Origin of the sequence: Prosthecobacter sp., assembly GCF_044222345.1 — a bacterium.
In the GTDB taxonomy this organism is placed as follows: domain Bacteria; phylum Verrucomicrobiota; class Verrucomicrobiia; order Verrucomicrobiales; family Verrucomicrobiaceae; genus Prosthecobacter.
This window is the reverse complement of record NZ_JBGANL010000029.1, coordinates 1-23,107: the sequence shown is the minus strand read 5'-3', so window position 1 is coordinate 23,107 and position 23,107 is coordinate 1. Positions and strand designations below refer to the sequence as shown.

Sequence of the window (23,107 nt, the reverse complement as noted above, 5' to 3'; positions counted from 1 at the left end):
CGGTCGGTTTATTTGCGATCAAAAAGAAAATCAGGGTTCAAGAAGTGCGCGGAAAAATTCCAGAGCCTCGCGCGGCGGGCTGACGTCACGACACACGATGGAGCGCTGCATGGCCCCATTCCACAGGTCGTGGATGATCCGGGCCGTTTCGGCAGGACGGACGGACTTGGAGATCTTGTTTTTCTCGATCCCCTCCTGCAGCACCTGCTCCAGAATGGCGATGGCTTCGCGATTTCCTTCCGCCAGCACCTCGCGCATCGGCTCGCTCATGTCAGAGACTTCGGCCGACAGCTTGAGCACCAGGCAGGGGCATTTGCCCTTGGTTTCCAGCACACGGCAGATCGTTCCCTCGCACATGCTCAGCAGCCTGCGCAGCGGATCCGGCTCGGGTGTGGGGGAGAGCAGCATCTGCCTCTTGTAGGCTGTGGAGTTGGCCACGTAGTGCTTCAGCATCTCCACGCCAAATTGCTCCTTGGATTTGAAGTGGTGATAAAAAGACCCCTTGGGCACCTTCACGGCATCAAGGATCTCTGTCAGCCCGACCGAATGAAAGCTCTTCTCAAGCATCAGCCCTTCGGCTGCGTCGAGAATGCGCTCTTTGGTCGTGCGTTCGCTCATGATAATGGAATGATTAGACCAATCGGTCTAATGAGTCAAGTGTATTTTTTGCCCCATGCATTTCCGTTCGCAGCTGTTAAGAAACGTAGTCCTCACGTACCGTCGATCATTCCATCCCCATGAATCTCACCCACCCCCATCTCGAAGTCAGCATTGGCACTCAGCGGCTGCGCTTGTTTGACGACAGGCGCTTGATTCGCGAGTGGGCGTGCAGCACGTCAAAATTTGGCATCGGCTTCACCGAAGGCAGCAACAAGACCCCGCTGGGCCGTTTTGTGGTGAAGGAAAAGCACGGCGATGGCTCGGCCAGCGGCACCATTTTCAAGTCACGTCAGCCTGTGGGGCATTGGCAGCCTGGCATGGAGACAAAGTCCGATCTCGTGCTCACACGCATTCTCTGGCTGCATGGCACCGAGCCACGCAATGCCAACACCTACCAGCGCTACATCTACATTCACGGCACCAACGACGAAAAATCCATCGGCCGCCCCGCCAGCCACGGCTGCGTGCGCCTGCGCAATCGCGAAGTGATCGAGTTGTTTGATCTCGTGCCGGTGGGGACGCCGGTATGGATCGAGGAATGATCAGTTCAGCAGCCCGAGCGACTTCAGAAACACATTCGTCTTCTGCAGGGTGTCGTCAAAGAGCACCTTGCTGCGCATGAGGTAGCCATGGGCGCCGCCTTCGTTGATGTCGAGTTCGCAGCGGTTGCCCGCCTTGAGCATGGCTTTATGAAAGGCATTGGCTCCTGCAAAGGGCGTGACCGTGTCCCCTGTGCCGTGGAAGATGATCGTGGGTGGCAGGCCTGCGCGCACGTGGTGGACAGGAGACAGCTCCTCCCAGTGCTCGCCGATCTTCGCATTCCCATAACCCTCCTTGGAAGTGTCGATCACAGGAAACAGCAGCACCAGCGCGTTCGGGGCAGGTGAGACTTTGAGGTCGTCGCTGTCTTCGTTCACGTTGTCAAAAAGGGCCGTGGCCGCGGCGAGGTGGCCGCCTGCCGAACCTCCGCTGACGATGATCTTCTGCGGATTGATGCCCAGCTCAGGCGCATGGGCGCGGATGTAGCGCACGGCAGAGCGCGCATCCTTCACGCAGTCAAAGACGCTAACGCCCGTTTTCGCGCTGTGCAGCCGGTACTGCATGCTGATGCTCACGAGGCCGAGCTTGGCGTAATGCGCTGCAAAAGGGTACATGCGCTGCGGTATGCCGCCTGTCCAGCCACCGCCGTGAATGATCAGGTAGCAGGCGCGCTGATCACCGTCTTTGAGACCTTCCGGCTCAAACACGTGCATCTCCAGTTCACGGCCTGCGACCTTTTTGTAAACGAGGGTGCGCGAGGGTTTGAGGTTCGCTCCGAGCTTGTCCACCGCATCAGGCGCTTTCGTTTGAGCGGGAGTCTGCGCGTGAAGCGTTGCTGCAAGGAGCAGGGAAAGGAGGACGAAGCATTTCATGAGAGGAAGGAAACAGAAGATCAGGGTTTTTACTGCCTCCCGAAGCAATAGGCGTACTGATTTGAGCGCAGAAAAATCTGGCCATCGCTGACGCCGGGACTGGCGTTGGTGATGCTGGTGTCGTCTGCGATAACGTTGGTGGCGAGAAGTTCGAACCGGGGCTTCGCGGCGAGGACGTAGGTGCCGGTTTCGCGGCCCACGCAGTACAGCCGGTCTCCCGCGAGCAATGGGGTGGAATACCAGCGGTCACGTTTCTGGCGCGACGCGAGCGGCTGCTCGTAAACTACGGCACCGGTCTTCGCGTCGAGGCAGGTGGCGACGCCGCGTGAGTCGTTGATGAAGTAGAGATGCCCGTCTTTATAAACGGGCGAGCCGACGTTGCTGCCCTTTTGCGCCTGCCATAGCAGGTGAGTGGCGCTGACATCGCCCGAGCCACCGGCGCGCACGGCCTGGCTTTGACCTCCGGGATGGCCGAGCACAAAGATGATGCCGTCATGCGCGACGATGCTGGGGCAAAGCTCGGCTGCCTTGATGCTGCTGCAGAACCAGAGTTCCCGGCCGTTCGCAGGATCAAAGGCGCGGAGCTTGCCGTTCGAGTTCACGACGAGTTCGTCATGCCCATTGACCTTGACGAGCGCCGGCGTGTTCCAGGACGCGGGAAAGCCGCTGACGCTCCACACGGTCTTTCCGGTTTTGCGATCAAGCGCGAGAAGCTGATTGCTTTCGTGTGCCGCATTCACGATGAGCAGATCTCCATAAAGAATGGGCGAAGAACCGGCACCCCAATCGTGCGCCTTTTCACCGACGCTGACATTCCAGACGGGTTTGCCATCGACGGTGTAGGCAAACACGCCAGCGTTTCCCATGAAAAAGAACACGCTTTTGCCATCCGTGACAGCCGAGCTCGATGCGTAGCCGTGCGTGGTGATGTAGGTGCCGGTGAAGGGTTTGTTCGGCAAATCCGTCGCAATCTCATGATTCCAAAGAATCTTGCCCGACTGTCTGTCCAGGCACAATGCGTGGCGCCTCAGGTTCTTCATGTCGCCAGGATTCTTCACGTCGATGCCGTAGCCGCTGTAACAGGTGAGGAAGACCTTGCCGCTGCTGATGACCGGGCTCGATGAACCTGGCCCCGGCAGTTTCGTGCGCCAGACGAGATTCTCCTTCTCACTCCACGTCAGCGGCAGATTGGTGTCCGTGGTGACGCCGTCGGCGGTGAGACCTCGAAACTGCGGCCAGTCAGAGGCGTGAATGGAAACAACAGCTGCGGCGAGGAAAATGAGCGGCTTCATGGATGTCAGCAAACGCCACCAGACAGCACCTCATTGCATGTAGGCAGGTATCGAGCGCATTGAAGGCGGTAATCTGGCCTTGTCGTAAGTACAACAGAAGCGGACAAGGATCCAGGCGCACGGGGAGATGATGCCGGATCATAAATCCGGATCACCCTGCTCTCGCCGCCAGGTCTCCAGCCGGGCTTTCAAGTCGTTCCTTGTCGTTTTGTGAGCAGGCTCTCCGCTGAGGTCGTGCATCTCGTCGGGGTCGGTCTGCAAATCAAAGAGCTGCTCCCTTCCCGCCTTCGGGTACAGCACCAGCTTCCAGCGCTCATCACAGATCATGCGCTGAGTATCCGTGAAAGCACCGGTGACAAAATCATGCACCCGCCCGGTTTGATGCCGCAGCAGCGGCGCAAGACTCTTCGAGTGCACCGTGGAAGGAACCGCAATGCCCGCGAGATCACAAAGCGTGGGGAAAAGATCGCTCAGGTTCACCAGAGCGGCGCAGCGCTCGTTTTTCGGCAGCCCGGGCCCGCAGATGATCAGCGGGCTGCGGATGCTGTGCTCATACTCGTTCTGTTTGCCGATCAGGCCATGGCTGCCGAGTGCCAGCCCTTGGTCGCTGGTGAAAATGATGATCGTCTCATCACACGCTGGCAGCGCATCCAGGATGCGCCCGAGCTGCGCATCAAGATCCGTGATCATGGCGTAGTAAATCGCCAGCTCCTCGCTTGCAATGCGCGGCGTCGGCAGCAACAGCTCATCGCGCCCGCCGAGGTTGCCATGATCAAAAGGATGCTGCGGTGCGAAGTTGGCTGGCAGTGGCATTTTCGCGGCAGTGTAGCGGTCCTTCATGCCCGCCGGCCACTGGCGCGGATCATGCGGAAAGGCAAAATTCACATGCAGAAACAGCGGTTTTCCTTTCGGTGCCGTTTGAATCACACGAATGGCCCCATCAGCGATGTGCCGGCTGTTGTCAGGCTGAAGGCCCACGCCTTTGTCCAGTTCTGCCTGGTTGTTTTCATCCTTGAAGGTCCAGCCGCGATACCCCGTGAGCGGGCGGCCACGATCATCGCTGTCAGGCTGTGTCACGCCCTTGCCGCCACCGCTCGAATACAGACCGCTCGTGGTGGTGTAGCCGCGCTGTTTAGGGTGGCCGTCGTTGTGCCATTTGCCGGTGTAGCAGGTGTGGTAGCCAGCCTTCTGCAGCGTGCCGCCCAGCGTCGCCAGGGTGGGATCAATCGCTCCTCCGGGATACTTGGGCAGCGCCCTGAAGGCTGGGTTGCCGGTCAGGATCTGCGCCCGGCTCACATGGCAGATGGGATACCCCGCATACGCACGGGAAAAAGCTGTGCCACGGGCGGCGAGCCGGTCCAGATTCGGTGTGTCGATCACGGCATTCCCCAGCGCGCGGATCGTGTCCGGCCGCTGGTCATCCGCGACAATGAGAAGAATGTTCGGTGCGGCGTAAAGACGGGTGCCGAGCGTCAGAATGATGAGCAGAAGGCGCATGCGATGATAACGCTGCGAATCCTGCCGCCCATCAAGCTTTTGGGCGGTTGCCCAGCGCTGCCAGAAATACCTCGTGCAGGCGTTTGGTGAACTCTGTCGCACTCTCATCCGGCGGGCTGGCCAGCGGTTCACCCAGCGTGATGCGCATACGGATCTTTTTGTCCGGCAGATGCCACAGCGGCCAGCCCTTGGAGAGGTAGTCGCTGTTGGTTTCGATGAACACCGGCCACACCGGCGCGCTCGACTGCGTGGCGATGATCCCCAGGCCGCCCTGAAGCGTATTGATGCAGCTTTCCAGCTTCCGTGTGCGTGTTCCTTCCGGGAAAAACAGCAGCCGGTCGCCCTGGCGCAGCGCTTCGATGGAGTTTTGTAGCATCTTGTGAGCGGGCTTGTTGGGAATGAAGCCCGCCAGTTTGGATGCGCCCCGCAGAAACGGATTGTGCATCAATGACGCCTTCAAAATGCAGCGCAGGCCGTGAATCTTGGAGAGGATAAAGACGGCATCCCACAGCGCCGGATGGTTGGGCGCGATGATCAGCCCGCCTTTGACATCCTTCAGCGCATCGAAACCGATGTATTCGCACTCATACACACCGCACAAGCGCAGGAAGGTGAGGAAGGCTCGGAAGGCCAAGCTCAGCAGCCATTGGCCCAGAGAGCGGGATTTTTCCACCGGCAGCACCGGCACCAGCACAGCACCTGCCAGCACAAACAGAATGCCACCGACGGCCCAATAAATCATGCTCAGCAGAAGCACGAATACATGCCATATCTGAATGAGCACACGACAGATCATCGGCGCTCGCGCGCATCTTGGTGTTTGCTCTGTGGGTGAATCGTGAATAAGACCGCAGCATGTCATCTCCCACAGACCTAATTCAAGCGCTTTCCTCCCTGCCGCACGGTTCTGAGTTTCGTTTTATTGACGAACTTGTTGAACTGAATCCTGGGGTGTCTGCCAAAGCGGTATGGAAGCTCAAGGGGGATGAGGAATTTCTGCGCGGCCATTTTCCCGGTGCCCCGCTCATGCCCGGGGTGCTGATGATCGAGGCGCTGGCCCAGCTCGGCGGCATTCTCGTTCAAACCCGCCCTGGGGAGGCTCCGCTCAAAAACCTCCGCCTCACTGCGGTGCGGCAGATCAAAATTCTCGGCAGCATCACCCCCGGTCAGTCGCTTCACCTCAGTGGCGCGCTGCAGGGCATGCTCGGCACCCTCGGGCAGGTCAGCGGTGAAATCCGCGATGATGTGGGCCAGGTCATCCTCACAGGGGCTGTCACCCTTGCCGGAGAGAACTGATTACTTGGGCAGGCGCAGCATGAAGCAGGCGCCGTCCTTGTGCGTGGCATCCAGTGTGATCGCGCCGCCCAGCGCCGTGGCCAGTCTGCGGCACAGCGCCAGACCCAGCCCCACGCCGGGAGCCGAATGCGCGGCCTGATCGGCGCTTTTGTGAAAGGGGTGGAAAATCCGCCGCCGCTCGCCGCGGGAGATGCCACCGCCGTGGTCACGCACGCGCAGCATGGCAAACTTGCCGCTGGTGTCCGCCTCCACATGGATCACCGGCTCTGCGGAGCGCGGGGCCGCGTATTTGCAGGCGTTGTCCACGAGGTTGAAAAGGATCTGCTCCACCGCTCCGGCGTCCACATGCAGCTGCGTTTTGCGGTCTGTTTCCGTGGCTTGCACACGCACCGTCATGCCGCAGTCATCCGCACGCTGCTGCAGGCGCGGCAGGATGCGGTCCAGCAGCTCGCCAATGGTGATGTTCTCGGCTCGCGCTTTCGCACTGCCACGCTCAAGCCGGGCATAGGCCAGTACGTTTTCGACGAGATGGCTCAATCGGCCCGCTTCACCGGTCAGGGTGTCCAGATAGGTCTTCCGCTGCGCCTCATCGGTCACCATGCCGTCCGCCAGCATTTCGGAGTAGAGGCGAAAAGTCGTCAGCGGTGTGCGCAGCTCATGCGTCACGGCGGAAACGAAATCGGCCCGGCGCTCGCTAAGGGCGACTGTGCCAAACAGCACCACCCCCACCGCCATGGCTGCGAGCAGCACGCAGGTCAGCGCGATTCCCAGAGATCGGCGCAGCGGCGTCCAGAACGGCAGGGGGGGGAGCTGGATGGCTCCCGGCACCAGCCGTACCGGCAGCGCGGCAAAGCGCAGCGGATCGTCATTCGGCCGTGTGCCTGCGGAGGCATTCGCTGCGGGCTCCAGTTTCGCATCAGGGAACAAATCCGTGATCTCACGCAGCAGAGATTCGCGCAGCGCGGGCCAGTCCAGCCACACTCCCTGGACCATGCGCACCCCATCCACGAAAGCTTCCCGCGTCAGCATCAGGTGGCTGCCGATCCACACGCCTTGAAAGGGCCGCGAGCTGTTCGCCGTGGAGGCATTTTTGAGTGGTCGCTGCACACTAGAAGGAATGGCTGGAGTGGTGGATGATTGATTGCCCAAGGCCACGGCAGCACCATCCGCTTTGGAATCCAAAGGCACCGGTGCGGGAGCTGCCGCAGGGGCCGGATCCTGTGGTTGCTGGCGGGATGACATGGGCTTGGCATCCATCTCCTTTGCCGCTGGTTCTGAGGCGGCAGCGAGGCTGGATCCATTGCTGCTGCCTGCCGGTTGCGCGGATTCTTTTTTCAGAGCCTTCGCTGGTGCCGGCTTGGCCTCGGCCATTTTTTCCTTGGAATACACCAGCGTGCCGGATCCTGCCTTCAGCTTGATCTGCGGCTGCTGTTTGATCGCCTCCTCGGCCTGCAGGTTGACGGCACGGTTGCGTGAGAAGTTCTCCGTGCTGTTCAGCACCATCTGCTGGGCCGCCCCCTGGCCCTGCTGGGTATTCCAGGCCGGATTGCGCGGCTGATTGGCATCTTTGGCTTCGGCCGCTTTCGAGTCGTCAATGTCAAAGCGGGCCACGCAGGCCACCTCCGCAAGAAGCTGGCGGTTGAGCGCGGTGCTTGGCGCAGGGGCGGGCGGAGCCGCACGGGTGCTGCGCCAGAGGGAAGACTCCCGTCTTGCAGGTGGTGCAGTCACGTTCACAGGCTTGGCCAGCAGTTCGCGCAGACCGCCCAGGCGTTGCTCGCTGCGAGTCAGGTCATCCGCATTGATGAACTGCGCCAGCGCCAGCGTGCGCTCGTCGTTTTGCGGCACCTGTGGGGACAAAACCTGACCGCGCGAATCCATCTGGAAATACAGCAGCACATGTTCAGGAATTTCCGCCAGCAGCGGCGATGGCACCAGCACCTCCCCCTTCGCCACATTGTCGTACGCTTTGTTGATCAGGCCTTCCGGTGAATGGAAGGGCCGGAAATCATAGGGCGGCCGCGCATTCTCGCGGATCATGAGCGCGCTCGCCTGGAAATCGAGCCGCCACAGCGCCAGCCGCACGCGCTCCTGCTGGTCGGCTTCACGCGCCGCTGTTTCACGCTCACGCTCCAGAGCCAGCGTGTGCCAGCTCACCCACGCCATCGCCGCGAGCAGCAGCCCGAGGCAGGCGATGAAGGTGATCCAGATGTGCAGCGGTTTGCGCATGGTTTGAAATCAGGCGAGCTGGTAGCCTTTGCCGCGTACGGTGACGATCACACGCGGAGACTCTGCATCATCTCGCAGCTTGTGGCGCAGATTGGCAATGTGCATGTCCACCGTGCGTGTTTCCGTCTGCTGGTTCTCGATGTGCCATACGCGTTGCAGCAGCTCATCTCGTGACACCGGCCTGCCGCGATTCAGCGCAAGATAACGCAGCACATCACGCTCGCGCTCGGAAAGCTCCGCGCTCTCTCCATTACCAAAACTTGCCACGCTCTTTCCAAAATCAATCGTCGCGGCGGAGAGCGTCAGCGTCTCGCTCACCGGCTGGCGTTCGGGCGCACGGCGCAGCACCGCCTCCACGCGGGCGAGCAGCTCCCGCACGCTGAACGGCTTCACCACATAGTCATCCGCGCCCAGCCGCAGGCCGCGCACACGGTCATTTTCCTCGCCACGTGCCGAGAGGATGATCACCGGTGTGCCGGGCCGTTCCCGCCGCAGGGCTTTCAGGATGTCAAAGCCGCTCGCATGGGGCAGCACCAGATCCAGCAGCATGAGGTCGAAGGTAGAACTCAGGGCCAGCTTCATTCCCTTTTCGCCATCGCTCGCCTCCAGCGTCGTATGACCGGCGAACTTGAGCGCATCCAGGACGCCGCGACGGATCGCGGCGTCGTCTTCAACAACAAGGATGGTGGAAGGCATGGCGAAGTTTAAAGGTTCATTTCTCCCATGCGATGCCTTTTTTCTCCGCCTGGGACCGCAGGGCCTTGGTCATGGCGGTGTCGAGGGTGTCGGTCTTGGCGGATTCCTTGCGTTTCGTGGTCACGTAGGCCTCACGTTCCTTGTTCAAGGCCAGCACCTGTTTCTGAATCTCCGTACGTTCGGCGATTTTCTTTTCAAGGTAGGCCTTGCGTTCTTCGGCGCTCATTTTCTTCATTTCCTCCGGAAGATCGGCCTCTTTGACCTTTGTGATGTCGAAGTCCTTCTGCTTGCTGGCATCCACGAGATCCCAGCCGGTGTTGCTGTAGTTGGCGCTGGCCTTGCTGATGATGCGCTGAACCTGAGCGCCGGATTCGGCCTTGGCGGCGGCATTGCCATCCTGTGCCATCTGCCGTGCCTTGGCCATGGGAGCCTCCTTCCCGTAGGAGATGTAGGTGCTGTTCAACTGTTCGTTGAGTTTCACGATCTCCTTGTCCTGCGGCGCCTCGATGTGAACGATGGCCTGGTTCTGGTCGATCACGAGGTATTTGCCGTCCGCGAGCAGCGCGCCCTGATTCCAGTGCTCCGCGATGCCCTGGGATTCGCTGCCGCAGTGGATCGTATTTACAATGATGCCCTTGGCGATGGCATTCTGGCAGCTCTTTTTGGAATCTACGGGTCCTTGTGTGAAGGGTTCGTTTCCGGCGATGAAGATCGCCTTATACACCTTCGGGTTCGCATCCCAGGCGAGGTCTTTCGTCGCACGTTCAATCACTGCGCCGCAGTATTCGTCACCGCCGTTTGTCGTCAGGGCGAAGAGCTCTTCAGAGACCTTGTCGAGATCGCGGGTGAGGGGTTGAATCTGGCGAATCCACCTTTCCTCCGCCCGTAGCGATGATTTGCCATATTCATACAGCGCCACCTGCACGACGGGTGTTTTGCCGTCCTGCTTGGCGGTGATGAATTCATTCACCAGCTTCCAGAGCTGGGTCTTAGCCTGCTCGATCAGGCCGCTCATGCTGCTGCTGGTGTCCAGCAGCACGGCGATCTGCACCAGCGGGGTGTCAGCGGCGGCGGTTTCGACTTTGGCGATCTCCGCCACGGGGGCGGGTGGTTGGGCATCTTTGGCGATGGCGAGGCACACGGTCAAAGCCGTGGCGATGAGGATATGTTTCGTTTTCATGGATGTTATGGGTGGTTGAGTTAGTGGGAAATTCAGCGGATGAGGACCAGCTGGCCGCGATGCTGCAGCAGCAGTTCACCCCGCAGGGCCAGCAGGCTCTGGCGGTTGTCCTCGGCGAGTTCATCGACAAGGCGGCCAAACTCTGCGCTGCCGATCTCAATGATGCGCTCAGGTGCGCGTTCGTCCTTGGCGGCGCTGGCATCGGTCCAGCGGTTGCCTTTGTTGAAGAGGGCTCCGGCCTGGCACTGCTGCACGCTGGTGATCTCGATGGCCTGCATCTTGGCATCGAGGAAGCGATTGCGGACGTTGAGCTGCTTGGATTCCACGGCTTTCTTCAAATTGCCTTCCTGCGAGACGGAGGCGGCTCCGCTGCGAATCTTCATCGCCCTGTCGTTGTAATTGAAGGCAGCCTTGCTGGCATTGGCCGGCGCGGCGGCGAGGGAGGTTCCTTCTTCAGCCAGGAAGGCGGTGTATTCGGTGAGAATGCCGAACTGCGTGGAAAGGCGCACGATTTCATTCACCAACTCCGTCGTTCCACCCGTTGCACCATCGGCGCCCAAGTCACGGATCGCCTCGCTGAGCACGGCGATTTTGTTGCTGGCCCAAAGTCGGGCCACAAAGGCATTCGCGGTGCTGGCCTTGTCGAGATTGAACGTGAAATCGAACTTCCGTTCTCCCCCGGCGGCAGCGCCCGTGAGCTGGAAATGCAGCGGTGCCTCGCCACGGTAGGTGCCGGACAGGAGAATCTGCTCTCCCTCAAACACATCGGGCAGGGGAGCGGGGATGAGATCGCTCACACGGCTCGGATCATCCGCCCGCACGGCCGGCTTCGTGAGCAGCGGCCCCCGCAGGCGATCAAACACACGGCCCACTTTGACCTCCACATCCTCCTTGGGCAGCACAAACTCCGCGCTGCCCCGGGTTTCACGGGCGATGCGGGAGAGCAGCGGCGTGTTCACATCCACACCCACGCCGAAGGTGAACACACGACGCTGATGCGGATTTCCCTTGGCCACGGTCTCACGGATCGCCTTCTCCGAAGTCTGGCCAATGGTTGGCAGACCGTCGGTGAGGAAAAGCACGATGGGCAGCATGCCTGCGAGCGGCTTCTGGCGCAGCGCCTCGACCACGGAATCATGGATGTTCGTGCCACCGCTCACCCGCAGCGCGCTGATGTAGTCGCGGGCCTGTTTCGTGGTTTCGGCATTTTTGATCACCGGCTGCGCCGCAAACATCTCTACTGCCTCATTATAAACGATGAGGTTGAAGCCCTCGCCGTCGTTCAGGCCTTCGATCACCTGCAAGGCGGCCGCTTTGACCTGATCGAGCTTCGGTCCTGCCATGCTACCGCTGCGGTCGATGACGAGGGTGACCTCCCGCAGGATGGGTTTGGCCTCCGCCTGGGGCTTCGGCGGTGCGATCATCACCAGGAAATAGCCGCCGCCGATCTTGGGGTCCGGGTAGGCCAGCAGGGAGGCGGTCATTTCATCCTTCGTTTCGCGCAGCAGCGACACCCGGAAAGCACCCGGGTCCTTGGTTTCACAAGAGAGAGTGGCGGTGTGGCCATCCGGCTGTTTGGCGGCGATCTCGTGACTGGCAGAGTAGAGCGAGGCGATGCGTGACGTGGAATGGACGCGCATGGAGAGCTTCCACGGCACCGCATATTCCACCGCCTCTGAGCGGGGCAGGACGTAATCGAGCCGCGCGCCATCGGCTTCAAGCAACTGCTCATAGGTTACCCGCACTTTCTGCGTGCCGTTGGCCGGGACGGGGAAGACGCTCGATTTCACGACCGCGTTGCCGACGAACTCCAGCAGGGCTGGATCGCGCGTCTGTGCCACGATGGTGTCGTAAATGCGTCGGGCTTCCTCACGCGGCAGCAGTTTGGCCGTGCCTTCGGAATTGCCACCCTCAAAGGCGAAGGACTTCAGAACCGCCCCGCTCGGCACCGGGACGAGGAGTTCGGACTCCTGCGGGCGGCCGGTCGGATTGCGCAGGGCGATGTCGAGGGTCGTCGTGGCGTGCTGATCCGCGATGTCGATGCGGGCATCCACCTGGGTCACCTGTACCGGCTGTGAGTGAATGATGCGCGAACTGGGGGAAATCCAGCCACGTGGGTGGAAATCCTGCGCCATCAGGGGCGCGACGAAGAAAAGGGCACAAAGAAGCGTCTTCATGCCGCCAAAGTGGTTCAGGCGGCTGGCGGCGTCTGTAAACGACCTGTAAAGGGCAGGAAAACGCCCTGGCTGGCCCTAGACAAGGCGGTGAATCGGCCTGCTGAACTGGAACTCCCCCTTGCCAAGCCGGGAAGTCCCCCCATATTCGCGCCCCTTTTATGGACATCTTCATTGGAATTCTTACCGTAGTCGAAGTCATCGTCTGCCTTCTGCTCATCCTCGTCGTGCTTATGCAGCGCCCCCGCCAGGAAGGCCTGGGCGCCTCCTTCGGCGACGCCGCCGCCAGCCAGGTCTGGGGCGCACAGACGACGAACGTGCTGCAGAAGTTCACTGTCTATCTGGCCATCTTTCTTTTTGCCCTGACCATTCTCCTGGCCGTGCTGGTGAGCCGTCACCAGACGGGCAGCAAGGCCCCGTCTATCTATGGAGATGCCAAGCCTGAGGCAGCAGCCCCTGCCGCTCCTACGGCTGATGAGCAGGCCAAGGCCAAGATTCTGGAGAAAATCCAGGAAGCTGTGAAAAAGGATGCGGCCAAGCCAGCTGAACCTGCCAAGGCAGCCGAAGCTCCGAAAGCCGATGCCAAGAAAGCCGCTCCTGCAGCACCAGCTCCGGTGAAGACCGAGCCAGCCAAGGCTCCTGAAGCACCCAAGGCCGCAGCTCCGGCACCTGCCGCGACACCAGCGCCTGCACCTAAGCCAGCTCCGGCTCCTGCGGCAGCGCCAGTTCCGACGCCTGCCCCTGCTCCGGCTCCCGCAGCACAGCCGAAGTAAGCGATAGTTTGCTTTGAATTTCCCACGAAGGGCACGACGCGAGTCGTGCCTTTCGTTTTTTCAGGCGGGGATGGCATGTGCATTTCCGATAGTGTGCCGTGCGAAAACGGGCTTCACATCATGCGTTGGTTCTGCCTACCATCGAACCCACCATGAAACGTTTCCTTTTCTGTCTCGCGCTTGCTGCGTCTTGCGTTGTTCCGCACTCATCCATTGCGGCGGAGCCGCTGCGGGTGTTTATCCGGTCGGGGCCGAAGTCCCACGGTCCGGGGGCGCATGATCATCCTTCCTTTCTGCGGGACTGGGTGCCGTTGCTGAATGAACGGGGTGCGAAGGCGACTGGAGGTGATTCATTCCCCACCAAGGAGCAGCTGGATGCAACGGATGTCCTGATTCTGCATCTGGACAGCGGTGGTGACATCAAGATCGGGCAGGAAAGGAAGGACCTGATGGAGTATTTGCAGCGGGGAGGCGGCATTGTGACGATCCATGCGGCCTCGGTTTCGAAGGACCATGACTGGTTCAAGGGGATCATCGGCGGGTCGTGGCACCATGGGCAGACGAAATGGCGGGAGGGGCCGATGCATTTGTACTTCACGGATCATGAGAATCCGATCACGAAAGATGTGTCGAATTTCGCAATGGATGACGAAATTTACTACGACATGGATGTATTGCCGGACTGCCGTATTTTGGCCGGGGCTTACACGCCGAAGCCGGCGGGGGCGCGGAATGAGAAAGCCGCGAAGCGGGCGACGGAGATCACGAAGGGGGGCAAAGAGGTCAGTATTTATGACATCCAGCCGCAGGTCTGGACCTATGAGAAGGATAACTACCGTTCCTTTGTCAGCATCCCGGGGCACTACTATGCGAACTTCAGCCGGCCGAATTTCCGGGCGCTGCTGCTGAGGGGGATCGCGTGGGCGGGGAAGCGGGAGAATGTGGACGAGCTGTGCAAGCCGGAGGAGCTGGGGGACAACCTGCGCTATGTGGAAGGCGGACCGACGCGGCCGGAGAAGGCGGCGGAGAAGATCGAGGTGCATCCGGAGTTTGACATCTCGCTGGTGGCCGCCGAGCCGCTGATCAACAAGGTCATGAATGTGGACTGGGACGAGAAGGGGCGCCTGTGGGTCTGTGAAACGCCGGAGTATCCGAATGGTCGCCGTGAGCTGAATGTGGAGAAGTGGAAGGACAGCGGCTCGTGGACGAAAAAGTACGACCGTGATCCGATTGATCGGATTTCAATCTTGTCTGACACGAACGGTGACGGGGTGATGGACAAGAAGCATGTGTTTGCGGACAAGCTGGAGCTCGTGACGAGCTTCTGCTTCTACAAGAAGGGCGTCATCGCCTGTGCGGCGCCGGACATCTGGTATCTTGAAGACACGGACGGCGATGAGACGGCAGACAAGCGGACGAAACTTTACACGGGACTCGGAACGGGAGACACGCATGCGGTGATCAACAACCTGCGCTGGGGTTTGGATGGCTGGGTGTATGCCACGCATGGGTATAGCTCCGGGCATGTGACCTCGCCGGATGGTAAGCAGGATTTTGGCACGGACGGCAGTGGGGTGGTGAGGTTCAAGCCGGATGGCAGCGCGTTTGAGCAGTATGCCTCACGCGGCGGAAACACCTGGGGACTGGACATCACCACGGACGGGCAGGTGTTTTTCACGCAGCCGACGAGTGGGAATCATTTCCTGCATGTGGTGCTGCCTGAGTATGTGCTGGCGAAGGGCAAGCTGCCCGGGGTGATGGGCACGAACGGCATGCTGCCGAAGGAGCCGACGTATCCGCTGATGTCCTGGCCGGAGCAGGCGTATGTGCAGATTGATCAGGTGGGGAGCTATACGGCTGCCGCCGGTTGTGCAATCTATGAAGGCGGGGCGTGGCCGGCGAAGTGGAACTACAGCTACTTCACCACCGAGCCGACGCTGAACATTGTGAGCCACTTCTTCGTCGAGAAAGACGGCGTGACTTACAAGGCTCATCGTGAGGCAGGGCGTGAGAAGACGGAATTCATTCGCAGCAAGGATCTGTGGTTCCGGCCGATTGAGAATCGTGTGGGGCCGGATGGTGCGCTGTATGTGGTGGATTTTTACAATCAGGCGGTCATTCACAATGACACGCGTGGCCCGGTCCATGGCCCGGCCAATGCGGCGGTGCGACCTGACCGTGACCATTACTTTGGCCGCATCTGGAAGGTGCAGCACAAGCAGGCGACGAAGGCGGTGAAGCAGAGCAAGAATCCCAACGCCAGGATGGGAAGCGACGCGCTCAAAGCCTATGAGACCGCTGAAAAAGCGGTGAAGACCGGGGCAGGACGTGAGCAGGTGCTGAAGGACTACGCGGCTGCCAAAGAGGACTGGAGCCGCTCGGCATTGATCGCCGCCTGTGCTGACGAAGCGCAGCCCATGATTGAAGCAGCGCTGGCGCATGGAGCGCCGGAAGCCTTTGTTTCAGCCATGCTTCCACAGGCCCTGCCAGCAGGTGCTGACAAACTGATCAGCGCCTGTGCCAATGCCGATGCGAAAGCAGACGGGCTTAAAGTCGTGATCCTGCAGGGCATCGCTCAGCAGATGAATGATGGGCCCGCACTCACGCCGGAACTGACGGGTTCTTTGAAGAAGCTGCTGGGGCAGCCAAACCTGGCGGCGGCGGCGCTGCCGCTGGTGGTGAAATGGGACAAGCCGGGGACGCTGGCGGCTGAGGTGAAGGCGCAGATTGCCAGTCTGACGGCCAAGCTGGAGGACAAGAAGGCGGTGATCGGGGATCGCATCACGGCTGCCAAAGCCCTGGTCGGCATCGGGGGCGATGCGAGTGCGCAGGTGGTGGGTGTTCTTTCCCGTGAGGATTCTCCGAACGCGCTGCAGGCTGCGATCATCACGGCCATGGATGAGAAGGGCCGTGTCACGGATCTGGTGGGCAACCTGAACGGGCTGAAGGCCGAACTGCGAACGCAGGCGTTTGATGCGATCTTGAAGCGGCCCGAGGCTGCGCTGGCGCTGCTGAATGCGATTCAGAACGGGAAGATTGATCCGAAGGAAATCGGGCCGGGAAATATTGCGCGGCTGCGGACGCATCCGAACAAGCAGGTGGCGAAGCAGGCGAATGCGATGATCGAAAAGCTGAACCCGAATGCGAAGGCGAAGAACGAACTGCTGGTGCAGCTGACGCCGGAGGTGGAGAAGCCGGGAGATGCGGTGAAGGGCAAGATGATGTTTACCGCGGCCTGTGCGGTGTGTCACAAGCTGGGAGATGTGGGGCTGCGTGATGTGGGACCGCAGCTCACGGGCATGGGGGCGCATGGTCCGGCGGAGCTGCTGGTGCACATTGTGGATCCGAACCGTGAGGTGGATCCGAGCTTCTGGGCCTGGAACATCACGACGAAGAAGGGCGAGACGCTGGCGGGTGTGATCATCACGGAGAACCAGGCGAGCCTGACGCTGCGCAATCAGGTGGGTGATTTTGAGATCAAGAAGGACGATATCGCCACGCGGGAAAACACGCGGCGCAGCCTGATGCCGGAAGGACTGGAGGCGCTGGGGGCGGAGACGCTGCGGGACATCCTGAGCTTCATCTGCGGCGGGGAGCAGAAGTTCCGGGTGCTGGATCTGCGCACGGCCTACAATGCCGACAGCCGTGCCGGCATCTTCGCGAAGGAGGATGCGAAGGATCAGACGGTGACGCTGCACAAGTTTGGCAATGTGACGGTGCATGGCGTGCCGTTCTTTGTGATGGATCCGGAGAAGTCGCAGACTGGCGCGAGCCTCATCGCTCTCAAAGGTGGTGGCAAAGGCACGGTGGCTGATAGCTTTCCGGAGAAGATCGAGATCGCGACGAGCGCCACGGCCGCCAGCCTGCATTTCCTGGGCGGTGTTGCGGGCTGGGGCTGGCCCTTCGGCGGGGACAAGGCACGCGGGCAGCCTGCGATGACGGTCCACGTGGAATTTGCCGACGGTGACAAGGACAGCATCGTGCTCAAAAATGGCGAGCACTTTGCCGACTACATCGGCAAGGCGGAAGTGCCGCTGAGTGATGATGCGGGTGACTTCACACGGCGCGGGCAGCTTCGGTATTTCGCGATCAACTTGAAGAAGCGGGGCGCGCTGAAGAAGATCACGCTGGAGACCAGCGGCAGCATCGTGACGCCCTGCACGGTGGCGATCACGGCGAGCATGGAGCCTGCTAAAGTGGAGACGGCGGCGAAGCCTAAAGCCAATGCGCAGGCAGCGGGTGCGGCAGATACCGGGCCGAAGGAAGGTGGCAAAGGCGACGGGCCGCTGGTGGCTGCGACGCCGGTGCAGTGGGAGGCTGGGAAGACGAAGGTGCTCGTCATTGGCGGCGGGTCATCGCACAACTTTGCGAAGTTCTTTGGCGAGACGGATGTGGCGACGCTGAAGGGCGCGGGGTTCACGGTGCATTACACGGAGGACCGTGATCAGGCGGCGGCTGAGCTGGCGAATGCGGACGTGGCGGTGATCAGTGTGAACCGGAAGTTTTTCGACACGGCGGTGTATCGCAAGGCGCTGTTTGATTTCGCAGCGGCAGGCAAGGGGATCATCATGCTGCATCCTGGCACGTGGTACGGCTTTGGCGGATGGCCTGAGCTGAATGCGCAGATCGTGGGCGGCGGCGCGCGCGGGCATGACCGGATTCATCCGTTTGAAGTGAAGGCGGTGAAGGCGGAGCATGCGATCATGGCTGGTGTGCCTGCGAGCTTTACGGTGGAGGACGAGTTGTACTATGTGAATGCGGAGCCGGAGAAGATTCCTGCGGGGACGGCGAAGATTACCGTTTTGGCGGAGACGAGCCCGAGCGACAAGTACAAGGCGGGGCATCCGAGCGTGTGGATCACGGAGCATCCGAAGGCGCGGGTCGTGGGCATCGCACTCGGGCATGATGCGCGGGTGCATGACCTGAAGCCGTATCAGCAAATCCTGACGAATGCGGTGAAGTGGGCGAGCGGGAAGTAGGCGGTGGGGATTTTATGTGCGGAGCACTTCGAGGGACGGGGTGCCGGGGATTGTAAATTGAGAACTGAAAACTGAGAATTGTAAATTGGGAAGAGGAGCATGCGTTCCCTATGAGAGAGGCAGAGAGGCAGAGAGGCAGAGAGGCAGAGAGGCAGAGAGGCAGAGAGGCGCTTGCAGTTTTTTTGCGAGCGCTAGGTGGGTGAAGGCTTCTCGCATACCTTCGGCATGCGGCCTTGAGATATGCGTGATCCTTGTGGCAATCCGGTGGTTCTCGCTCGGCAAGCCTCGCTTCACCACCGGCTAATTTCCGTGCTTTGCCTTCGGCTGTCTCCGCTTCGCTACGGCTCTCCGGGAGCCAGACAGAATCAACGCGAGAGAAGTAGAGTGCATCTATCTCGTCACAGCGCTGACCTTGTTATGTGAGCCTCAATCAAATGGACTCTGTCGGAGTGCAATGGACACTTTTTGTTGGTCTGGGGGGTGAGAGCGCGCTGATCGACAGACAGGAGAGTATGTCGTACTTCAAACCTTGAGGAAGATCTGTTTTTTGTGGAGCCAGCGGGCGGTGGCGAGCATGAGGGCGAAGGTCAGGGCGGAGGGGAGCCAGTCGTAGGGTGGAGGTGGTGTGGTGGCGAGGCGCTCGCTGATGGTGCGGAAGAAGCCGAAACCGGAGGCGAGATAGAGGGCGATGGGATTGGAGCCGACCCAGAGGAAGGGGGCAAGGCCGCGGCGGAAGCCGAGGACATCGACGATGAAGTAGAAGAGGCCGAGGAGGAGGGCGCTCCAGCCTCCGGCGACGAGGACGAAGCTGGAAGACCAGATTTTTTTGATGACGGGGAAGAAGGGATGCCAAGACCAGCCGAGGGCGAGCATGAGGAGTCCGGCGGCGATGAGACCGGCTGCTTTGCGGAATGGGACGGCGTCTGAAGTGATCCATTTGCCTGCCAGGAGGCCGATGAGCGCGGTGGCGATGGCGGGGAGGGTGCTGAGGATGCCTTCGGGGTCGTGGTTGCCGTTGTATTTGCGGCCGGGGAGCCAGATGCTGTCGAGGTAGTTGGTGAGGTTCATGCCTTCGGCAAAGTTTCCTGCGCCGACGCCGGGGACCGGAACGAAACGCAGGAGCAGGAAGTAGCCGATGAGGAGGGTGGCGGCTGCCAGCGTCAAGCCGCGGGTCTTCAGAAACAGCGAAAGCAAGCCGGCGGCTGCTGAGGCGATGCCGATGCGCTGAAGGACGCCGAGCCAGCGGATTTGATCCCAGCCGTTTTTCACGCCGCCGGAGAAAATGACGCCGAGGGCCACCAGGATGGCCGCACGTGCAAGGAGGTGGCGAATGGTCGCGCCCCGGCCTTCACGCGCCACACGCCGTGGCAGTGCGATGGCGAGCGAGACTCCGGCGAGAAAGAGGAAGAGGGGGAAGATGAGGTCATAGAAACGAAAGCCGGCCCAGTCCACGTGCTTGAACTGCGTGGTGATGCTGGTGACGGCCTCGGATTGCGGGAAGGCGCGATTGAGGATCTGGGAGACGACGGTGGAGAGACCGAGAATCCAGCACATGTCGAAACCGCGCAGGGCATCGAGCGAGAGCAGACGTGTCGAGGAGGCGGTGGGTGGAAGCGGGGCGGGGGACATGGGTGAGGGGAGTGGCAGGAGTGATACGGAGTGAACCTCACAAATGATCAGAGACGTGAATGGTGCTCTGGCTGATGAGCTTTGGAAGCCGTGGGGTCGTTCGGTTTTGCCGCAGAGGAGCGGAGAGGCAGAGGGGGCGGAGGGATCAAGGGGATCTCTCTCCGGCTGGAGGTGGGGGGTGTGTTGCGTGGCTTTACTTGGAACCAGACAGCAACAGCCACAAGCGCCACCCATCCCATAGGCCCAACCCCACAAACGCCACTATCGTGGACAATAGGAGGAGAAAATGAACTGTCTTGGATTTTCCTTTTGAAGAGCGGAACTGCCTCACAAACTTCAGAATCACAAAAGGTCCTCCGGCAACGATAGAAATCGAAAGCAAAAGAGAGAGGCCCATATCTGATAAGATTGTGATTAGAGTCGAGCGATCAAGTCATTAGAGAACGCTTTGAAAACCGGATTTGAACCACGGAAGAGGGATCAGAGGTGACGTATGCGCAAAAGGGGGTGCTGCTTTTGGCAAAGGAATGAGCAGACCTGATATTGGTGATGTCGTGGAGGTGCTGCGAGGAGGCAAGGTGGGGACAAAAGAGAACGGATGAGACGATTGTGCAGGCATCGCTGCGCGATGCGAGTCGTGGAAGTCATGAAGACTCTTGAACGAGGGGTGTCACTGATATCAACCTCTCGCTACAGGCTGAGATGGCTGCGCCATCGGTGGAACGCTCCTTCGGAGGGCGAAGAATGATCCGATGGACTTGGGCGCCTCGCGGGCCTCGTGCTGCAGAAGGCTGAAGGGACGGCGCACCTTTTTGGATTGCCTGCGGGTGGTGCAGACCCGAAAACAGGGACGCGCGCAACGCGTCCCTACCAGCGCTGGGTCTGCGTGGAGGGAAGGAGCATTGGGAAATCAGTTTCGCCAACCGCCATGGGTCCATTTGAACTGGCGATTGCCTCCATGCCTTGGGGCGAAATGAAAAAGGGCAGGTCCGAAGACCTGCCCTTTGGGGATTCGATGCTGAATCGAACGATTACTTCACGATGCCGAGGAGCTCGACTTCGAAGATGAGAGGGACGCCTGGGCCAATGCCGCCGCTGGGGCTGCCGCTGTCGCCGTAGGCGAGATCGGAGGGGATGGCGAATTTCCACTTGGAGCCGACGGGCATGAGCTGAAGACCTTCGGTCCAGCCTTTGATGACTTCCTGCAGGCCGAAGGTGGCGGGCATGCCGCGCTCGACGGAGCTGTCGAAGACGGTGCCGTTCACGAGGGTGCCGTGGTAGTGAACGCTGACGGTGTCGGTGATGGCGGGCTTGGGTCCGGTGCCGGCCTTGATGATCTCATACTGGAGGCCGCTCTTGGTGGTGGTGACTTCCTTACGCTTGCCGTTGGCTTCGAGGAATTTGACGCCCTCTTCCTTGGCGGCGGCCATTTTCTGCTTCACGGCGGCCTGTTCAGCGCGCTGCTCAGGCGTCATGTTGGCTTCAGCCTTGGCCTTCATGAAGATCTCGAAGGAGGCCATGGCGGTGGTGAGTTCTTCCTCGGTGTAAGCGGGCTTGTCAGAGCCGGGCTTCACGGTGTGGGTGATGCCGGCGATGAATTTTTCAATGTCGATCGGGATGCCTTCGCTGGCGAACTGCTGGCCGAGGCCGGTGCCCATGGAGTAGCTGGAGCTTTTCTTGGAGGTGAGAGCGTCCTTGACGCCTTCGGCGAATTCCTTGATGTCAATTTTCTCCTGTTGCTTGAGGATGGAATTGCCGACGTTTTTGCCGATGAAGTAGCTGACTTTGTCCATGGGTAGGGAGGATGCGGCGGGTTTTTCGGCCGACTGTGCGGGTTTGACTTCCTGGGCTTGGATGAGAGGTGCCGCAGCAAGTGCGGTGCAGAGCAGGGCGATGGTGGGTTTCATATTGGAGGGCCGGAGACTACCCAGTGCCCCCATGCGGTCAATGACAGCCTTGACGGGCCGGGAAAAAGCCGTTTGACCCCGCCCCCCCCTTGAAGCACTGTCGCCGCCCTTCAAACCAGAACCTATATGCCCGCGAAAATCTATACTGAAAAAGACGCCAGCCTTGCACCGCTCAAAGGCAAGACCTGCGCAGTGATCGGCTTCGGCTCCCAAGGCCACGCCCACGCCCTGAACCTCAAAGAGAGCGGCGTCAATGTGATCATCGGCCTCTACCCCGGCAGCAAGAGCCGCAAGGTGGCTGAAGAAAAGGGCCTCAAGGTCTATGACACCGCCGAAGCCGTCAAGAAGGCCGACGTGATCTTCGTGGCCGTGCCAGACACAAAAATCCCTGACGTTTTCAACAAGGACATCAAGCCAAACCTGGTGAAGGGCAAGACCCTGCTGTTCAGCCACGGCTTCGCCATCCACTTCAAGACGATCATCGTTCCAACGGACGTGAACGTGATCATGGTGGCCCCGAAAGGCCCAGGCCACATCGTGCGCCGTCAATACACCGAAGGCAAAGGCGTCCCCGCCCTGATCGCCATCTATCAGAACGCTGACAAGCAGGCCAAGAAGATCGCCCTTGCCTGGGCGCACGGCATCGGCGGCACCCGTGGTGGTGTCCTCGAGACCACCTTCAAGGAAGAAACTGAAACCGATCTCTTCGGCGAGCAGACCGTGCTTTGCGGCGGCGCGAGCGCGCTGGTGCAGGCCGGCTTTGAAGTGCTGGTGGAAGCCGGCTACGCCCCTGAGATGGCCTACTTCGAGTGCTTGCACGAACTGAAGCTCATCGTCGATCTGATGAACGAGTCCGGCATCGCGGGCATGCGTTTCTCGATCTCCGAAACCGCCAAGTGGGGCGACGTGAAAGTCGGTCCGAAAATCATCGACAAGTCGGTGAAGAAGCGCATGAAGGAAGCCCTCAAGGACATCCAGACCGGCAAGTTTGCCAAGGAGTGGATCCGCGAAACGAAGACCGGCTACAAGAAGTTCAACAAGCTGCTCAAGGACGGCGAGAAGCACCCGATCGAGAAGACCGGCGCACGCCTCCGCAGCCTGATGCCGTGGATCAAGAAGCGCGACATCAAGGGCCAGCAGGCCAGCTACTCGTAAGAGTGGCGGAAGGCGGTGCCGGTTTCGGGATCGTCAAAGAATCAAGAAGGGCGCGGACTGGAAACGGTCCGCGCTTTTTTTTGGCCCTGTGGGAGGCGGGGGAGTGGAGAGGTGGAGTGGGGAGGTGTGCTGGCTTATGAGTTTTGAAAGCTGGGGGCGTCCGGTTTTGCCGCAGAGGGGCAGGGAGGCGGAGGAGGCGGAGGAGGCGGAGGAGGCGGAGGAGGCGGAGGA

Annotated in this window: 16 protein-coding genes; 5 read left to right on the top strand and 11 right to left on the bottom strand. The window is 60.5% G+C overall.

Annotated elements, in window-relative coordinates; all coding sequences use genetic code 11:
- Positions 1 to 30 precede the first annotated feature (30 nt).
- A complete protein-coding gene (locus tag ACILSL_RS15840; protein WP_395733022.1) occupies positions 31 to 618 on the bottom strand; it encodes a TetR/AcrR family transcriptional regulator in 588 nt (195 codons plus the stop codon).
- Between the two features lie 119 nt (positions 619 to 737).
- Here ACILSL_RS15840 and ACILSL_RS15835 point away from each other — a divergent pair, with 119 nt between their 5' ends.
- Positions 738 to 1,202: a L,D-transpeptidase family protein gene (locus ACILSL_RS15835; protein WP_395733021.1), complete on the top strand. Its 465-nt coding sequence runs from the start codon at positions 738 to 740 to the stop codon at positions 1,200 to 1,202.
- Here ACILSL_RS15835 and ACILSL_RS15830 read toward each other — a convergent pair whose 3' ends face one another.
- The 4 genes from ACILSL_RS15830 to ACILSL_RS15815 form a co-directional block, all read right to left on the bottom strand.
- Positions 1,203 to 2,072 carry an alpha/beta hydrolase gene (locus ACILSL_RS15830; RefSeq protein ID WP_395733020.1) on the bottom strand — a complete coding sequence of 290 codons (870 nt, stop codon included), beginning with the start codon at positions 2,070 to 2,072 and terminating at the stop codon, positions 1,203 to 1,205. It lies immediately after the preceding gene.
- A gap of 29 nt (positions 2,073 to 2,101) precedes the next feature.
- Positions 2,102 to 3,364, bottom strand: a complete 1,263-nt coding sequence (locus ACILSL_RS15825) for a PQQ-binding-like beta-propeller repeat protein (protein WP_395733019.1) — start codon at positions 3,362 to 3,364, stop codon at positions 2,102 to 2,104.
- 138 nt (positions 3,365 to 3,502) lie between these two features.
- Entirely contained in the window at positions 3,503 to 4,861 is a 1,359-nt protein-coding gene (locus ACILSL_RS15820; RefSeq protein ID WP_395733018.1) for a sulfatase-like hydrolase/transferase, read from the bottom strand.
- 31 nt (positions 4,862 to 4,892) lie between these two features.
- On the bottom strand, positions 4,893 to 5,603 hold the full coding sequence (locus ACILSL_RS15815; RefSeq protein WP_395733017.1) for a lysophospholipid acyltransferase family protein: 711 nt from the start codon (positions 5,601 to 5,603) through the stop codon (positions 4,893 to 4,895).
- Positions 5,604 to 5,716: 113 nt separating this feature from the next.
- Here ACILSL_RS15815 and ACILSL_RS15810 point away from each other — a divergent pair, with 113 nt between their 5' ends.
- Complete coding sequence (locus ACILSL_RS15810) at positions 5,717 to 6,157, top strand: 3-hydroxyacyl-ACP dehydratase FabZ family protein (protein WP_395733016.1); 441 nt, start codon at positions 5,717 to 5,719, stop codon at positions 6,155 to 6,157.
- Here ACILSL_RS15810 and ACILSL_RS15805 read toward each other — a convergent pair whose 3' ends face one another.
- From ACILSL_RS15805 to ACILSL_RS15790, 4 genes are read right to left on the bottom strand one after another with little or no spacing between them, the layout of a single operon-like run.
- A complete protein-coding gene (locus ACILSL_RS15805; protein ID WP_395733015.1) occupies positions 6,158 to 8,383 on the bottom strand; it encodes a sensor histidine kinase in 2,226 nt (741 codons plus the stop codon).
- Between the two features lie 9 nt (positions 8,384 to 8,392).
- The gene (locus ACILSL_RS15800) at positions 8,393 to 9,079 is read right to left on the bottom strand and encodes a response regulator transcription factor (protein ID WP_395733014.1); all 687 of its coding nucleotides are present in this window, start codon (positions 9,077 to 9,079) and stop codon (positions 8,393 to 8,395) included.
- Between the two features lie 16 nt (positions 9,080 to 9,095).
- Positions 9,096 to 10,259, bottom strand: a complete 1,164-nt coding sequence (locus ACILSL_RS15795; RefSeq protein WP_395733013.1) for a VWA domain-containing protein — start codon at positions 10,257 to 10,259, stop codon at positions 9,096 to 9,098.
- A gap of 32 nt (positions 10,260 to 10,291) precedes the next feature.
- A complete protein-coding gene (locus ACILSL_RS15790; RefSeq protein ID WP_395733012.1) occupies positions 10,292 to 12,436 on the bottom strand; it encodes a VIT domain-containing protein in 2,145 nt (714 codons plus the stop codon).
- Between the two features lie 158 nt (positions 12,437 to 12,594).
- On the opposite strand from ACILSL_RS15790, the gene secG reads away from it, so the two are divergent.
- Positions 12,595 to 13,206 carry a preprotein translocase subunit SecG gene (gene secG / locus ACILSL_RS15785; RefSeq protein WP_395733011.1) on the top strand — a complete coding sequence of 204 codons (612 nt, stop codon included), beginning with the start codon at positions 12,595 to 12,597 and terminating at the stop codon, positions 13,204 to 13,206.
- A 152-nt stretch (positions 13,207 to 13,358) separates the two neighbouring features.
- Positions 13,359 to 18,185, top strand: coding sequence for a PVC-type heme-binding CxxCH protein (locus tag ACILSL_RS15780; protein ID WP_395733010.1), 4,827 nt, complete (start codon positions 13,359 to 13,361; stop codon positions 18,183 to 18,185).
- A gap of 522 nt (positions 18,186 to 18,707) precedes the next feature.
- On the opposite strand, the gene ACILSL_RS15775 is transcribed toward ACILSL_RS15780, so the two are convergent.
- Together ACILSL_RS15775 and ACILSL_RS15770 are read right to left on the bottom strand one after the other, a co-directional pair.
- Positions 18,708 to 19,814 carry an acyltransferase family protein gene (locus tag ACILSL_RS15775; RefSeq protein ID WP_395733009.1) on the bottom strand — a complete coding sequence of 369 codons (1,107 nt, stop codon included), beginning with the start codon at positions 19,812 to 19,814 and terminating at the stop codon, positions 18,708 to 18,710.
- 1,031 nt (positions 19,815 to 20,845) lie between these two features.
- A complete protein-coding gene (locus ACILSL_RS15770) occupies positions 20,846 to 21,721 on the bottom strand; it encodes an FKBP-type peptidyl-prolyl cis-trans isomerase (protein WP_395733008.1) in 876 nt (291 codons plus the stop codon).
- Between the two features lie 126 nt (positions 21,722 to 21,847).
- Between ACILSL_RS15770 and ilvC the strand changes: the two genes are divergently transcribed.
- Entirely contained in the window at positions 21,848 to 22,876 is a 1,029-nt protein-coding gene (gene ilvC, locus ACILSL_RS15765) for a ketol-acid reductoisomerase (protein WP_395733007.1), read from the top strand.
- The last annotated feature ends 231 nt before the right edge of the window (positions 22,877 to 23,107 follow it).

Bases quoted from the DNA above. Each gene is read 5' to 3' on its own strand.
- ACILSL_RS15840 (WP_395733022.1), bottom strand. From the start codon at position 618: ATGAGCGAACGCACGACCAAAGAGCGCATTCTCGACGCAGCCGAAGGG.
- ACILSL_RS15835 (WP_395733021.1), top strand. From the start codon at position 738: ATGAATCTCACCCACCCCCATCTCGAAGTCAGCATTGGCACTCAGCGG.
- ACILSL_RS15830 (WP_395733020.1), bottom strand. From the start codon at position 2,072: ATGAAATGCTTCGTCCTCCTTTCCCTGCTCCTTGCAGCAACGCTTCAC.
- ACILSL_RS15825 (WP_395733019.1), bottom strand. From the start codon at position 3,364: ATGAAGCCGCTCATTTTCCTCGCCGCAGCTGTTGTTTCCATTCACGCC.
- ACILSL_RS15820 (WP_395733018.1), bottom strand. From the start codon at position 4,861: ATGCGCCTTCTGCTCATCATTCTGACGCTCGGCACCCGTCTTTACGCC.
- ACILSL_RS15815 (WP_395733017.1), bottom strand. From the start codon at position 5,603: ATGATTTATTGGGCCGTCGGTGGCATTCTGTTTGTGCTGGCAGGTGCT.
- ACILSL_RS15810 (WP_395733016.1), top strand. From the start codon at position 5,717: ATGTCATCTCCCACAGACCTAATTCAAGCGCTTTCCTCCCTGCCGCAC.
- ACILSL_RS15805 (WP_395733015.1), bottom strand. From the start codon at position 8,383: ATGCGCAAACCGCTGCACATCTGGATCACCTTCATCGCCTGCCTCGGG.
- ACILSL_RS15800 (WP_395733014.1), bottom strand. From the start codon at position 9,079: ATGCCTTCCACCATCCTTGTTGTTGAAGACGACGCCGCGATCCGTCGC.
- ACILSL_RS15795 (WP_395733013.1), bottom strand. From the start codon at position 10,259: ATGAAAACGAAACATATCCTCATCGCCACGGCTTTGACCGTGTGCCTC.
- ACILSL_RS15790 (WP_395733012.1), bottom strand. From the start codon at position 12,436: ATGAAGACGCTTCTTTGTGCCCTTTTCTTCGTCGCGCCCCTGATGGCG.
- secG (WP_395733011.1), top strand. From the start codon at position 12,595: ATGGACATCTTCATTGGAATTCTTACCGTAGTCGAAGTCATCGTCTGC.
- ACILSL_RS15780 (WP_395733010.1), top strand. From the start codon at position 13,359: ATGAAACGTTTCCTTTTCTGTCTCGCGCTTGCTGCGTCTTGCGTTGTT.
- ACILSL_RS15775 (WP_395733009.1), bottom strand. From the start codon at position 19,814: ATGTCCCCCGCCCCGCTTCCACCCACCGCCTCCTCGACACGTCTGCTC.
- ACILSL_RS15770 (WP_395733008.1), bottom strand. From the start codon at position 21,721: ATGAAACCCACCATCGCCCTGCTCTGCACCGCACTTGCTGCGGCACCT.
- ilvC (WP_395733007.1), top strand. From the start codon at position 21,848: ATGCCCGCGAAAATCTATACTGAAAAAGACGCCAGCCTTGCACCGCTC.